The organism is Psychrobacter sp. CoH-33_TS_01 (genome assembly GCF_058189395.1).
The window spans coordinates 187,220-201,750 of the sequence record NZ_JBVGQI010000004.1 but is presented as its reverse complement, the minus strand read 5'-3'; the positions used below and the strand labels follow the sequence as shown (position 1 = coordinate 201,750).

The following is a 14,531-nucleotide window of genomic DNA, read 5'->3' as shown; positions in this document are numbered from 1 at the left end:
CCATCTGCTGCTACCGTCTATTTAACTATTGATGAATTTAAGGTGTATTTATGAAAAAGTTAGCTATCGCTGCTCTATTAACTGCTTTTGCGGCTACTGGTTGTTCTACTCAAAGTCTTGTTGACGAAAAAGTAATGGTCGTTGAAGGCCAACCTATGAAAGTGAAAGTTGTGCCAATCCCAAGCTTTAAAGTTGAGATTGCTCCGCGTAAAGCCGTTTGTGATATCGTGGATACTGCTGGTAATACTGTGAAATCAGAATGTATCCAGTACCGTCAAGCGCATCAGAAAAACTACACGACTATGAACGGTAATATCCAAGGTTTCACTTATGAGCCTAACTATCGTTACATGTTAGACGTGCGTCAAGAAGCCGTTGCGGATACTGAATCTGGCGTAGTAAGCCCAGTTTGGATTCTAAATGACGTGATTTCTAAAACTGCTGAACCTACTGTTGTCCAGTAATCATTTTTAAAATTGGATTAGCACGTTAGATTGAAATAATTTTTAGACGTAAAAAAGCACCCGATTTGGGTGCTTTTTTATGGGCGTTACTTTTTACTTTTAGTCACTAAATACAGCAAAGCTGTATGGACTCAAGCTATACGTAGTCCACGCAAATTGGCTACAGAGTCACTGTTATAAGTTTGCGCCTGCCTCAGTCGTCCTATGACTGCTAGCCAGAAAATTTATAATAGTGACTCGCTATGTTTCCGTTTTCAGCTGGATTGTCTATACTAATGCCAATTAACATAACGCCTAACACTGGCTATAGTTCACCGTCACCCCAACCGTTGCCGTAGGAATGCGACTATCAGCATAGACGGCTAAACCACCGCGAGCCGTTTCTTTATATTTATCCGACATATCCGCACCCGTTTGCTTCATGGTTTGGATCACTTTGTCTAAAGAGACGCAGTGCTCGCCATTACCACGGCAGGCCAGTCTAGCGGCATTGATAGCTTTAACCGCAGCCATAGCATTGCGCTCGATACAAGGCACTTGCACTAAGCCGCCGATAGGGTCACAAGTTAATCCTAAGTTATGTTCAATGCCAATTTCAGCAGCATTTAAGCATTGCGCGACATTGCCGCCCAATATTTGTGCTAGCGCGCCCGCCGCCATAGAGCTGGCCGAGCCGACCTCGCCTTGGCAACCCACTTCTGCTCCAGAAATCGAGGCGTTTTGCTTAATTAAGCTACCAATAGCGGTGGCTACTAATAAGAAGTCATGGACGCCGTCCGCATTATAGCTGGGTAAAAAATCACGATAGTAATGTAGGACTGCGGGAATAATGCCAGCTGCCCCATTAGTAGGAGCGGTGACGACTTTACCACCATTGGCGTTTTCTTCATTCACAGCTAGGGCATACAGGTTGATCCACTCCATTGCTTGCAAGCGGTCATTGTTGGCAGCAGGCTGGTCAAATTCGACCGATAGCTGTTGGTATAAGTCATGAGCACGGCGTTTCACATTGAGGCCGCCAGGTAAAATACCCTCGTTGCGACAGCCTGCGGTCACGCAATCTTGCATTACTTGCCAAATAGCATCTAGATAATCGAGTACATCTTTACGCTCGCGGTAATGACACTCGTTAGCCATCACCAACTCACTAATGCTTAATTTATGCTGCTGACATTGGTCATACAGCTCGGCGGCGCTATTAAAAGGGTAGGGTATAGCCCCAATAGAAGGGTTGGCTTGATCCACATCGGGATTGCCTGCCGCTTCTTCATTTATAATGAAACCGCCCCCAATCGAATAATAGGTTTGTTGATAAGTGCTCTGCGCATAACCGGCCTGCTCAGCGAAATAGACCCGTAGCGTCAAAGCATTCGGATGGTAAGGCAGCACAATATCGCCATGCCAAAGCACATCTTGCTCATAATGAAACGCGACTTGGTGCGTACCATTTAGCGTCAGCGTGTGCTCATTAAATATAGGGTCTAAATATTCCTCGGTCAGGCGAGTATCAATAGTACTGGGCTGATGGCCTTGCAAACCTAAAAGGATAGCCGTATCAGTCGCGTGACCTTTGCCAGTCGCCGCTAATGAACCAAAAAGTTCGACCTCTATACGCGCAACGGCTGTCAAATCAAAGTGGCTAGCAACAGCCGATAAGAAAGTATTAGCAGCCACCATTGGGCCGACGGTATGTGAGCTGGAGGGGCCAATACCAATTTTGAATAAATCGAATACGCTAATCATAATATTACATCAATAATGCCTTAAAGTTAGCTATAGCATAACTGATGCGATGGCCATACTCCAAGTGGTTTATTAATGTATAGACAAATAATTTATGAGTTAGGTTAATGACATGAATTAAGAGGGGTTATAAGGTGCCATTAGCCTAAGGTAGTGGTTTAAATCAATGCGTAACTATTAAGACTAATTGCGTTCTGGATGCCAAGCTTTCCTTAAGACTTAACTAAGCTCTGTGCCTCGTTAAAATGCTTAACAAACAAATGGCTAATCTCTGCCGCTAACTCAATGGGAATGTCATGGCCTAAACCTTTAATTAACTCAAATTTAGCGTCTGGAATAGCTCTAGCCACTTCACGCCCATGCGTCGCAGAGAGCAGTCGGTCCTTGCTGCCATGAACGACTAAGGTCGGGGCTTTAATCCGCGCATTATAAGGCCTTAGGGAGCCGGTCGCTAAGATAGCTAATAGGTGCCGGGTGACGCCTTTGGGGTAAAAGCGCCGGTCATATAACACGCGAGCCTTGCCATAGGCCAACTTATCATCAAAATATTGAGCTGAGCTGATGGCTTTGAGTAGGGCGACAGTATGGGTAATAACCGCTTCCACGTCTTGTTTGGGAGGAGCCGTACGCAGAAGATTTCGAAGCGTTTTTACGCTAGGCACTGGTAATAAAAACCTATTATTGCTAGTAGAAAGTAAACCTAAACTTATTACTCTCTCAGGGTGTTCAGCCGCTATAATCTGCCCAATCATACCGCCCATTGACATACCTATGATATGGCAGCGCTCGATTTGCAAGGCATTCAGTAAATGATAAGTATCCTCTGCCATATCCGTTAAATAATAAGGAATAGGCAGCTCATTGGTAGCGCTCTCATCATAAATTCGGCGATAGTAGCGACCTAGCGAAGGCAGCTTTACCCCCAACTTAAATTGCGCCAGTAGCTTGAGCTGGCGGGTTAAGGTGAGATGCTGAGTAGTCAGGGCGTTTTTATGTTTGAATTTACTAGACTTGCCACAATCGCGATTATCAAAGCGCACCACTTGAAAACCGGCATCAATAAGGTGTTGGCAAAATTCATTGGGCCACACTAAGAACTGAGCCCCTAAGCCCATAATAAGTAAGACGACGGGTGCTGTAGAGTCACCACCACATTCTACGTAAAATTTATATTTGGGAGTGCGCACTCTATAAGCTTTCATAAAGCTCGCGTATTTAGAACGCTTACGCTTAATCTTATAAGGCGAGTCGCTAATATTTACGGTGTTTAGAGTAGTCATGGTGCTAAGGGTAGTCATGAAGGGTCACGCACGCTCGATAGGAGGGAGGAAGGGCTAATGCGAGGGTATAAGCGTTGAGCGGATATAGTGAAAACAAGATTTACGATATCGATGTGTGTCAATAATGTGTGATGAAAAAAGGCTTAGATAAAAAATCTAATCTAAATAGCAGTGAAGATAAACAACAGCTAAGATAAAAATAGGCGGCTAAAGGGTAAAAGCATCGCTATCAAGTCACTAATTCGGTACAATTCTCTCGCGCGGCATCCTAGGTAGTCTTAAGGGTAGTCTCTTGGCTGGTTTTTCTAGCCTAAAATATGCAGGGTTTAGAGGTTGGTGAGTTATCCGCTACAGTCAAAAATCGAATTCACTCGTGTCCAAACTCTAAAATAATCGCATTTGAGACCACTAATAAAAGCAGCAAGTCGCCACTAAGCTAATATCAAAATTAGCAAGTGGTTATGACAAGTTGATGACAATTAGCGTATTTATAACTTTTTTATAACATAAGTTAGTGATACCTGCTGGCAAGCCGGCCACCCTAATACTGCTGAAGCCGCAAGCTCTACTGTGTACCCGTAACAGCCTCTTCCTCTCCCGAATTTAAGGACTTCACTATGGCGCTAAACCACCCTACGACAGACTCAGATACTTCGTTATCTCACAATGGTGCCTTAGACGACTCTGGCCCCCAACATAATCCTGACTTTGATAATGGGGAATGGTTTCCGACTTGGCGTCCTTTCCAAGGCAACTTAGATCAACATGCAGTCGCCATTAATGAGTACCTGCCACCGGGTAAAAGTGTCTTATTGGCGGTTCAGCATACCTTTGCCATGTTTGGTGCGACAGTATTAGCCCCGCTATTGATGGGCTTTGATGCCAACCTCGCTATTTTGATGTCCGGTATTTGTACTATCATGTTCTTTATGATTACCGGTGGTCGCATGCCGAGCTATTTGGGCTCGAGCTTTGCCTTTATTGGTCCAGTCATCGCAGCTACGGCTTACGCGGGCAGTGGTCCTAACGGCAACCTAAGTGTCGCCCTTGGCGGTATCATGGCTTGTGGTGCGATTTATGCAGCGGTAGGCTTACTGGTCATGAAGGCGGGTACCGGTTGGATTGAGCGTCTAATGCCGCCTGTCGTAACAGGTGCTATCGTAATGATTATCGGTCTAAACTTAGCACCGGTGACCATTCAAGGGGTATCGGCCAATCAGTTTGATGCGTGGATGGCGACTTTGACCGTGCTCATGATTAGTAGCGTGGCTATCTTTACCCGAGGCATGTTACGTCGTCTGCTATTGCTAGTCGGTTTGATTTTGTCTTACCTCATCTATTACGTCGTGACCAATGGTCTGGGCTATGGTACGCCCATCGACTTTAGCGGCGTCCAGCAAGCAGCTTGGGTTGGTTTGCCTTCTTTACATACGCCTACTTTTGAATTAAATGCGATTATCTTAATTGCTCCAGTAGCCTTTATTCTTATTGCTGAAAACTTAGGCCATTTTAAAGCGGTAGAAGGCATGACGAAATCCCGCGTGACCCCTTATATCGGTCGCTCATTTCTCGCAGATGGCTTAGCAACGACGTTTTCAGCTGGCTTTGGTGGCACAGGTGTGACGACTTATGCTGAAAATATTGGCGTCATGGCGGTAACGAAGGTTTATAGCACTACGATTTTTGTCCTAGCAGGTGTCGTAGCTATATTGTTAGGTCTATCGCCTAAATTTGGTGCGCTCATCCAAAGCATCCCACCGGCATTGCTAGGTGGCGCGTCTATCGTAGTCTTCGGTCTTATTGCCGTAGCTGGGGTGAAAATCTGGATCGATAACAACATCGACTTTAGCAAAAACAGCAACCTTATCATTGCCGCTGTGACGGTCATCATGGGTGCGGGTAACTTTAATCTGCATTTGGGTGGCTTTGATTTGGGTGGTATTGGTACCGCTACTTTAGCGGCGATTATCCTAAACGCTTTGTTTAACCGTCAGTCAAACAAGGCTTAATACTATTGCTGATGAAATACTGAGTAGGTATTCATAAAACGCCGCTAATAAAAAGGGAGCCTAATTAAAGTAGGCTCCCTTTTTTAATGGTTTAAAGAAAATCCCCCTAAATCCCCCTTTAAAAAAGGGGGACTATAAACCTTTTAAGATTTCAATAGGTTTTATCCCCTCACTTTTGTAAAGGGAGGGTTGGGGAGGGATTCCGCTCCATTGCAATAATATGAAAACTAACGGCGACGATAAAAACGCGCAAAGAAACGGTAACGGCGAAGCTTCGCATCGGCCAGCAGAGGCTTGGGCTTGAGAGAGCCTAAATAAATGGCAAACATCGTCAAGCCCGCCCCGAGCCATTGCAGTGTATTGATGGGTTTATACAACCATAGATAGTCAATCAATAGCGCCGCTACGGGTTCACTCAATAGCAGTAAGCCGGTTAAGGCTAAAGACAGTTTGGGGATAGAGTAAGCAATCAACCCCCAAGCCAAACACTGCATAACCGTGCCATAAATTAGAATCCAGCCCACCTCATTTAGCGTATTTGGCAAGATATTACCTTGGTCTAACATGAGCATAGGTATGAGCATCGCTATACTACCGCCGATACTAATGCGCTGCATCAATACGAATATCGGGGTAGGGGCCGCATCATGGGTCATGCGAATAAAAGTCATAGAGCTGGCGAGCATCGCGCCTGAAATAATCCCGGTAATAAAGCCACGCGCCGCATGGGTGTTATTAGCAAACTCAGGACTGGCAATAAAGGTGACGCCCACTAGGGCAATGACTAAGCTAATCAACTGAAAAATCGTCTGCCGCTCTTTAAAAATAAAGTAGCCAAACGCCGCTAAAAAGAAGATTTGCAAGCTGTTTAGTAGCGTCGATATGCCAGGACCTACTGCATAGATACTCTCGTGCCATAAAGCTAAATCAAAGCCCAAAAAGGCACCGGAGAGCAGCGCATAAATTAAGGCTTTACGGGAGGCTGGAGTGGGTTGCGATTTCCAACGAGCCAGCAAGGTAAAGACCACTCCAGAAATGGCCAAACGCCAAAAGGCCATCGCATAACCGCCGACCTCCACATGAGCCACGATTAGGCTGCCAAGGCCAAAAATAATACAGCCAATGATGAGCCCTAATGAGGCTGATTGTGAGCTGGTATGCTGTGGCTGTACGTCCGCCATCTGACCTCCTTGTATTATGCAGACTACTGCACGTATTTGATTAATGTAAAAGTTAGGATTTTTGAGTTTGACTTTAAGCTGAACTAGTGATGACTTCCTAAGTACGCTCTATTTAAGGCTACGGTTACATTTAAGAAGGTTGCTAAATGGTCTGTTAATCCCTATGGGCGCAGTGTACTTTGCTATAAGGCTAGTGCTATGGTGAGTACTGCTAGCACAAAACTTAAATCGATCCTTACAGAAGCCGTATTGGGAAGTATCAAAAAATTTGTTAAATTAGCCGAGCTACGTTGTGCTAAAGAGTTGTTCATAGCGCAACCCGCCCCACCCACCGGAGAGATGTTTATAATGGCCCCGATGTTTAGACCAGTCGTTCGATACCAACCCAGCCGAGTCTATATCCTGACTGCCGCCCTGTTTTTAGCGAGTAGTGCTATGAGTTTGCCAGCTCATGCAGCGGGCTGTAAGGTGCCCAAGAGTTTTTATAAACATGTCTCTTGTACGGCAGATTCACGTTATTTCTTGGCGGTCAAGGACTCTGGTGCTCCCGTAGCCTTAATTGATAAAAACGGTAAAGGAGTGGTGGACCTCTCTCGCTATCAAGAAGTCGCTGCCGATAAAATAAGCGGTGGTCTCATCCCTGTAAAGCGTGGCAATAAAGTCGGCTACGTAAATTTAAAAGGTCGCGAAGTCGTACCCGCTGTTTACGATATTTTATCAGACGGGGTAAATGGCTGGGCGCGCCCAGTTTCTGACGGCCTGATTGTCGTCAAAAGTAATGGCAGCTATGGGGTCATTAATACCAGTAATAAAGTTGTCGTCTCTTTTTCTAGAGATATCACCACTATGGGCGATTATCGCAGTGGCCGTGTCCAGGTGACCAAAGCCGGTCAAGGGGCGCAGGCACTCGATAAAAAAGGCAATATCATTAAATCTGCCCCAGCGCCGCAATCTGCCAATAACAATAATAGGGCTGCTAACAATAGTGGCTCTAACAATAGCGGTACTAACAACGCTGCTCCACCACGCAACAGCTTCACCATTTTATATCCGCATCAACAAGATGGCCGTTGGGGCTTTGTCGATGATCAAGATGTGACCATGATTACCTATTCATTCGATGAGGTCATGCCTTTCGCAGAAGGGTTAGCGGGCGTGCGTATTGCCAACAATTGGGGCTTTGTGAATCTGGGTGGTGAGCTGGTTATTCCGTTCCGTTTCGATGACGCTGGTGTCGATAAGGAGGCTCGTTATCAAGGCGTCAAACCATTTACGTTTAAAAATAACAAAGCTTGGGTGGGCAGTCTCAAAAGTGGCCTCAAGATTTGTATTAATAAAGAAGGCACTAATGTGAATTGTGATTAACGCTGACTCAATTAATAAAAAAATTTTGTGACCATGGGCAAGGTAAAGGGCACTTAGGAAATATTCCCAGTGCCCTTTGCTGTCTTTATCTAAGCGTTATTATAACTTTTTTGGCTGACTCGTCTAGCGTAAACCGGCCTTAAGCTTAGTTTTGTAGATGTTGGCAAATCTGACTGACCAAAAAGGGTTGATAATATTTAGCCAAATCATGCCCCATACCATCAATTAGCACAAATTTTGCATTGGGAATACTCTTGGCCACATCCTTGCCATGAGCAGGCGGCAATAGGCCATCAGCGCTGCCATGCAAGACGAGGGTAGGCGCCTGAATACGACGGCTAAAGGGGCGAATACTACCGGTCGCTAAAATAGCGCTCAGCTGTTGTACGGGACCTGTGGGATGGTAGCTGCGCTCATAGTGCAGTATGGATTTATCTACCACCATACTCTCGTCGACAAAGCCAGGTGAGCCGATGGTCTTAATAAACCAAATACTATGCTTGATAATATCCTGGCGCTCTTGGCCGGCAGGACGCTTGATTAAGGTGCTGAGTTGGCGAGGTTTTGGCGGTACTAAAAACGCACGGTTATTGGTGGTAAATAACAACACGAGCTTATTCACCAGTTCGGGACGAGTAGCACTGATTAACTGCGCAATGATACCCCCCATGGAGGCGCCCATTATATGCGGAGGCTCTTTGCGTTGATCCAGCTTAAAAGCCTCAATCAATTTCACCGTGTCATCCGCCATCTCATGCAGGGTATAAGCTACCGGCTGATCCGCATTAGACAAACCCGCTTGCATACGCGCCATCATTTTGATGCGATTAATATTGGCAGTTTCAGGATTCGTAACCTTTGACGATAGGCCAATATCCCTGTTATCAAAACGAATTACGAAATAGCCCGCTGCTATTAAACGGTGAATAAAAGCATCGGGCCAAAAAATCAACTGTGACCCTAAGCCCATAATAAGCAGCAATACAGGGTGCTCAGGATTACCACCGGCTTCTACACACAGCTCTAGCCCATCGCCGATATCGACCATAGTTTGATACAGCCCTTCGGTGATACTTGAAGGCTGCCAATCATGCTCACCGAGGCACTGCCAACGGCTATCAGGCAGATTGCAGGGCGCATGTTTGGCTTGGGTGTCAGGATTAGCAAGAGTATTAATAGTAGGTACTTTGCCCGTTGCGGCAGCGTTGGTAGAGCTTACATAAGTCATAGCAGGTCACAGTTCATTAGGGGTAAAATAAGCATTACATCTCTAGCATCTCAAAGTCTAGCTTACCAACGCCGCACTCAGGGCAAGTCCAGTCATCGGGGATATCTTCCCATTTAGTGCCAGGGGCGATACCTTCTTCAGGGCAGCCCAAAGCTTCATCATAAATCCATCCACAGACTATACATTCATAACGCTTCATACGGTTTCCTATTGAATAGCTCAATTGAGTCAGGGCTTTAAAAGGTGAGTTAAGAGAGTCGTCACCGTCTGCAACGTATAAATTTGCAACGGATAACACTGCTCTCTATATAGGGACTCATGACCCATTATTAAAGTCGCAATATTCTATCATACCGTGCACGGTTGTAAACGTATGCTAGTGCTTATTGTAGCGCCAGAGCAGTCATGGACTGATGGTTAGACTTATCGACGATTGCCATACTGCGCTCTAAGTTTATCGGGTCATTTCTATAAGTGGCTAGGCGTGAAAGGTGGCGATAATTAGCCGAATAGTTACGCTAAGCGCATGGAATTACAGCAAAGCTATGCTACTATGCGCCCTGAATTAGGGATGCCACGTATTGAGTGGGGTCTTCACATGACCAAACGTCCAGATAAAGAGGATATATGACTGCTATCGATTCAGCGCCTACCGACACTACTCACCAACTCCTGCCACGTGATAAGAATTTAGATCACGAATTTTGGCAAGTTATTCGTACTGTGACAGACTTTCCTAAGCCGGGTATCGACTTTTATGACATTACACCGTTGCTGCGTACCCATATCACGCCAGTCATTGATGCGCTAATTGCAGCCTTGCCTGACGGTCTGCTCGATGAAGTCGATTGCTTAGCCGCAGTCGAAGCACGCGGATTTGTCTTTGCCAGTTTATTGGCAGCTCGGTTGGATAAAGGGATTATTCTGCTAAGAAAACCGGGTAAATTACCGCCACCGGTCGCTAATAAGTCTTATGCGTTGGAATATGGCAACGATACCTTGGAGATGCAAGATAACCTGCCGCCTGCTAAAGTGTTGTTAGTGGATGATATCTTAGCCACTGGAGGTACTTTGAGTACCGCTTATGAACTGTGCTGCTTGGCAAAACATGAGGTAGCGGGTGCATTGGTATTATTAGATTTAGTAGATCTGCATGGCAGCTTCCCAACGCCGGTATATACGGTGCTAACGGCTTAATTAGTGGTTATATTTAGAGCATAGAGCTAATTGTTTATTGCTAATACCATAATACTGGTAAATAAAAACCCTGCTAATCATTAGCAGGGTTTTTTATGGTCGTAATTTTAATTAGCCAAAAGGAAAAAACGCTGATCAAAATTACACTCTATTCCTAGTCTTAAACTATCTTTTCATCGCTTCTAGGGTAGCCGCCAATTCATCTCTAGCCGCGATAAAACCATCGATACCTTTAGGCAATAAATTTTGCGTCACTTTGTCTTCTTGGTACGAGGCATCGAAGGCGGCTTGATCTAACGTGACTTTATCCATAGCTTTGACGGCCATATCTGGCGATAACTGACGCTCAACCTTAATGTTCATATTGGCCAAGCTATCTAGGATATCGGGTGAGATAGTTAATAGATCACAGCCGGCTAGCGCTAAGACTTGCTCAGGGCTGCGGAAACTTGCGCCCATCACTTGGGTATTATAATTGTGCTGCTTAAAGTATTGGTAAATTAAGCGAACAGACTCAACGCCCATATCGTCTTCAACGGGGACTATTTGACGGTTCTGCTGGCGTTTTTGCCAGTCTAGAATACGACCCACGAAAGGAGAGATTAGCGTCACGCCGGCATCGGCACAGGCCACGGCTTGGTGCTGACCAAAGAGTAGAGTAAGGTTACAATGAATGTTTTGTTTTTCTAAGACCTCTGCCGCTTTAATCCCTTGCCAAGTCGCCGCCATCTTAATCAGTACGCGCTCGCTGTTAATACCAGCCTTGTCATAGGCTTCCATAAATTCTAATGCTTTGCTAATCGTAGCATCAGTATCGTAGGACAATCTAGCATCCACTTCGGTAGATACGCGGCCTTCGATTAATTTGAGAATATCGCAACCAATTTCTACCGTTAGCGAATCAATGACTGAGTCAATATCGCCGTGGAATTGATTGAGACTGTCTGATAGCAGCGCTTGTTTATCAGGATGGGTAAGGGCTTTAGTGATTAAGCTCGGGTTGGTCGTGGCATCGACAGGGGCTAAGCGCTCAATGGCAAGCAAGTCGCCAGTATCAGCAACGATGGTGGTCATGGTACGGAGTTGTTCAAGCGCGTTCATAGGGTGTCCTGTTCTACTGGCTTTATTAAAAAGAGTTACGGGGAATCGTTTGATTTCAATCAATGTTATAGTCGATGGCTGACCATAGAGTACATACTAAGGGCGCAATAATAGCGCCTATAGGCCATTATCTGGATGACCAGCACTCAACTTATGGTGATTCGCCAATGCACTTATGGTAACACCGATTATAGTATCAGACTATAAGTCACGACGGGCGACTGCGAACAAAGCCTAGGATAAGCGGACAATATTGCAGAATGATGAGCAATAGAGCTAATTACTTAGTAATTAAGACAATAGTTTTGCTCATCTAGACCATGGACCATTAAAAAATAGTTTTTGACATGGGCACATCGCAAGGTTTTTGGTATAGTAAGGGCAAATAGACCACTACTGTTAAATCACAGCAGTAATGCCACAATAAATAAGGGAAGGGCGGAATGAGTAATCAGTCTTCAGAGCAGTCTGAAACAGCTAAGCAAGCAATGAGCGCGGATAATGCGGCAGAGAACAATAACCTAGCGGCCGCCAATAGTGATCAAGAATTTTTAAATATTATTCGCCAAAAAATCGACTCAGTAGACTGTGAAATCCACACTTTAATCAATGAGCGTGCCAAGTTAGCGCAGCAAGTGGCGGTGGTCAAAAAGACTCATGCTAGTGCTGGCGGTAACGATAAGGCGCATCCTATTTTCTATCGTCCTGAGCGTGAAGCGCAAGTGCTTAAAGCCGTGATGGCGCGTAATGCTGGTCCTATCAGCGATGAAAAGATGGCGCGTTTATTCCGCGAAATCATGTCGGTTTGTCTGTCTTTAGAAGCGCCGCAGCGCATTGCCTTTTTAGGCCCATTGGGCACCTTTACTCACGCTGCTGCGTTAAAGCACTTCGGCAAAGCTGCTGATACTGTGCCTTTGACTACTATTACGGACGTCTTCCGTGAAGTCGAAGCAGGGACGGCTATGTATGGCGTGGTGCCGGTTGAAAACTCTTCAGAAGGCGTGGTCAACCATACTTTAGATGGCTTCTTATCATCGTCGTTAAATATCATTGGTGAGGTCGAGCTGCCTATCCATCAAAACTTCTTAGTGGCTGAGCATACTAAGGTCGATAGCTTAAGCCGTATTTATTCGCATCAACAGTCACTAGCTCAGTGCCGTCATTGGCTCGATGTGAATTTCCCGAACGTTGAGCGGGTAGCTGTATCAAGTAATGGTGAAGCGGCACGTCGTCTCAAAAATGAGTGGCATTCAGCGGCTATCGCTGGTGATGTTGCCGCAGCAGAGTACGACTTGCATAAGCTGTATGAAAATATCGAAGACAATCCTAGCAACACCACGCGCTTTTTAATCATTGGTCATGAAGCCATTCCACCTTCAGGCCAAGATAAGACTTCTATTGTCGTCTCCGCACATGATAGAGCCGGGGCGTTGATCGAAATCTTAAAACCATTATCAGCGCATGGCGTCTCTATGACCAGTATCGAGACCCGTCCTGAGCGTCCAAACAAATGGGCTTACGTCTTCTTTATCGATATGAATGGGCATATTAATGACCCTAATGTTAGCGCAGCGATTGCCGATATTCGCCCTCTAGTAAAAGATGTGCGTATCTTAGGCTCTTATCCTAAAGCAGTGCTATAGTAGGTTATCTGGCGTTCTATATTAAATTTTAATATAGGACGCCAGATGGGCATGGTTATTGGGCTGGTATTAATTTAACCCGCTGATTAACCAACCTATTAATCAATTTGGCTGGCTATACTTTGCTAGCTTTGCGTTGCAAACATTGAGTTTCGTTTTACCCTATTGCTGTATATCTGTACGACTTTGCTAGTCTTATTTTTTCGTTCTGCTTGGAGAACACCGTGCCATTACCTCCCGCTTATGACAGTATTTTATCGATTCAAGCTTACCAAACTGGCAAGCCAATTGAAGAGTTGTCTCGTGAATATGGCTTTAATTATGGCGTTAAACTCGCCCGTAATGAAAACCCTATGGGCTGCTCCCCCTTAGTCACGCTCGCGATTACCGAGCAGCTAGGACAATTAGCACGTTACCCCGATGGTAATGGCTACTATCTCAAGCAAGCCTTAGCGGACTTTAACGATACGGATATCTCGCATATCACGTTAGGCAATGGCTCTAATGACTTACTAGATATGATAGCGCGTGCTTTTATTAGCAGCGATGATGCCGTGGTCTATAGCCAGTATGCGTTTGTGGTGTATTCGATGGTCACCAAGATGCAAGGCGCTACGGGGATTGAAGTGCCCGCCAAGCGTTATGGTCATGATTTAGACGCCATGCGCCAAGCGGTGCTTGAGTGTAATAATGTCAAAGTGGTCTTTATTGCCAATCCGAATAACCCCACGGGCACTCTCCTTACGACGGAAGAGTTGCGTGATTTCTTGCAAGCGATGCCAGAGCATGTGCTCGTCGTCATTGACGAAGCTTATATCGAGTATTGCCCTGAGAGTAATAACCGCGCGCTGCTGGATGAATTTGAGCGTTTGGTATTAGTGCGTACTTTCTCTAAGGCTTATGGTCTAGCGGGCTTGCGCATTGGCTATTCGCTAAGCCATCCTGATGTTGCCGCCGTCCTCAATCGTATTCGTCAACCTTACAATGTTAGCCGGTTAGCACAAGCGGCTGCCAAGACTGCGTTAACAGACCAAGAGTTTATTGACCGCTCTCGCACTAGCAATGCTGAGCAAATGCAGTGGCTCAAGCAACAGTTTGATGCGCTAGGGCTAGGGTTTATTAATTCGCATGCCAATTTCTTAATGGTAGAAGTAGAGGGCGCTAGAGCCGTCTATCAAGCGCTGTTAGAGCAAGGGGTTATCGTGCGCCCATTGACCGGCTACGGCTTGGACAATTGGCTACGGGTCACAGTAGGGCTGCCTGAAGATAACCTACGACTCATTGATACATTGCGCTCTATTCTATCGGAGTCGTAGCGGG

The 14,531-nt window shown here is 45.6% G+C and carries 12 protein-coding genes; 6 read left to right on the top strand and 6 right to left on the bottom strand.

The features are described 5' to 3' along the window. Positions 1–50 precede the first annotated feature (50 nt). Positions 51–464 (top strand): DUF4377 domain-containing protein, encoded by a 414-nt coding sequence (locus tag ACZ2XM_RS08690; protein WP_490589528.1) that lies wholly within the window; start codon positions 51–53, stop codon positions 462–464. Positions 465–758: 294 nt separating this feature from the next. On the opposite strand, the gene ACZ2XM_RS08685 is transcribed toward ACZ2XM_RS08690, so the two are convergent. Together ACZ2XM_RS08685 and ACZ2XM_RS08680 are read right to left on the bottom strand one after the other, a co-directional pair. Then, positions 759–2,210: an L-serine ammonia-lyase gene (locus ACZ2XM_RS08685; protein WP_490589559.1), complete on the bottom strand. Its 1,452-nt coding sequence runs from the start codon at positions 2,208–2,210 to the stop codon at positions 759–761. 209 nt (positions 2,211–2,419) lie between these two features. Then, positions 2,420–3,505: an alpha/beta fold hydrolase gene (locus ACZ2XM_RS08680; protein ID WP_490589529.1), complete on the bottom strand. Its 1,086-nt coding sequence runs from the start codon at positions 3,503–3,505 to the stop codon at positions 2,420–2,422. Between the two features lie 599 nt (positions 3,506–4,104). Here ACZ2XM_RS08680 and ACZ2XM_RS08675 point away from each other — a divergent pair. Continuing rightward, entirely contained in the window at positions 4,105–5,496 is a 1,392-nt protein-coding gene (locus ACZ2XM_RS08675; RefSeq protein ID WP_490589530.1) for a solute carrier family 23 protein, read from the top strand. A gap of 227 nt (positions 5,497–5,723) precedes the next feature. On the opposite strand, the gene ACZ2XM_RS08670 is transcribed toward ACZ2XM_RS08675, so the two are convergent. Further along, complete coding sequence (locus ACZ2XM_RS08670; RefSeq protein WP_490589531.1) at positions 5,724–6,677, bottom strand: DMT family transporter; 954 nt, start codon at positions 6,675–6,677, stop codon at positions 5,724–5,726. Positions 6,678–6,875: 198 nt separating this feature from the next. On the opposite strand from ACZ2XM_RS08670, the gene ACZ2XM_RS08665 reads away from it, so the two are divergent. Next, complete coding sequence (locus tag ACZ2XM_RS08665) at positions 6,876–8,042, top strand: WG repeat-containing protein (protein WP_490589532.1); 1,167 nt, start codon at positions 6,876–6,878, stop codon at positions 8,040–8,042. A 145-nt stretch (positions 8,043–8,187) separates the two neighbouring features. On the opposite strand, the gene ACZ2XM_RS08660 is transcribed toward ACZ2XM_RS08665, so the two are convergent. Then, positions 8,188–9,090, bottom strand: a complete 903-nt coding sequence (locus tag ACZ2XM_RS08660; RefSeq protein ID WP_490589560.1) for an alpha/beta fold hydrolase — start codon at positions 9,088–9,090, stop codon at positions 8,188–8,190. A gap of 214 nt (positions 9,091–9,304) precedes the next feature. Next, positions 9,305–9,469, bottom strand: a complete 165-nt coding sequence (locus tag ACZ2XM_RS08655) for a rubredoxin (protein WP_201497161.1) — start codon at positions 9,467–9,469, stop codon at positions 9,305–9,307. Between the two features lie 428 nt (positions 9,470–9,897). Between ACZ2XM_RS08655 and ACZ2XM_RS08650 the strand changes: the two genes are divergently transcribed. After that, positions 9,898–10,467, top strand: a complete 570-nt coding sequence (locus tag ACZ2XM_RS08650) for an adenine phosphoribosyltransferase (RefSeq protein WP_490589533.1) — start codon at positions 9,898–9,900, stop codon at positions 10,465–10,467. Positions 10,468–10,632: 165 nt separating this feature from the next. Here ACZ2XM_RS08650 and ACZ2XM_RS08645 read toward each other — a convergent pair whose 3' ends face one another. After that, entirely contained in the window at positions 10,633–11,568 is a 936-nt protein-coding gene (locus ACZ2XM_RS08645; RefSeq protein ID WP_201497159.1) for a transaldolase, read from the bottom strand. Between the two features lie 488 nt (positions 11,569–12,056). Here ACZ2XM_RS08645 and pheA point away from each other — a divergent pair, with 488 nt between their 5' ends. Both pheA and hisC read left to right on the top strand, forming a co-directional pair. Further along, positions 12,057–13,211 (top strand): prephenate dehydratase, encoded by a 1,155-nt coding sequence (gene pheA, locus ACZ2XM_RS08640; RefSeq protein ID WP_490589561.1) that lies wholly within the window; start codon positions 12,057–12,059, stop codon positions 13,209–13,211. 197 nt (positions 13,212–13,408) lie between these two features. Continuing rightward, a complete protein-coding gene (gene hisC, locus ACZ2XM_RS08635; protein WP_490589562.1) occupies positions 13,409–14,527 on the top strand; it encodes a histidinol-phosphate transaminase in 1,119 nt (372 codons plus the stop codon). The last annotated feature ends 4 nt before the right edge of the window (positions 14,528–14,531 follow it).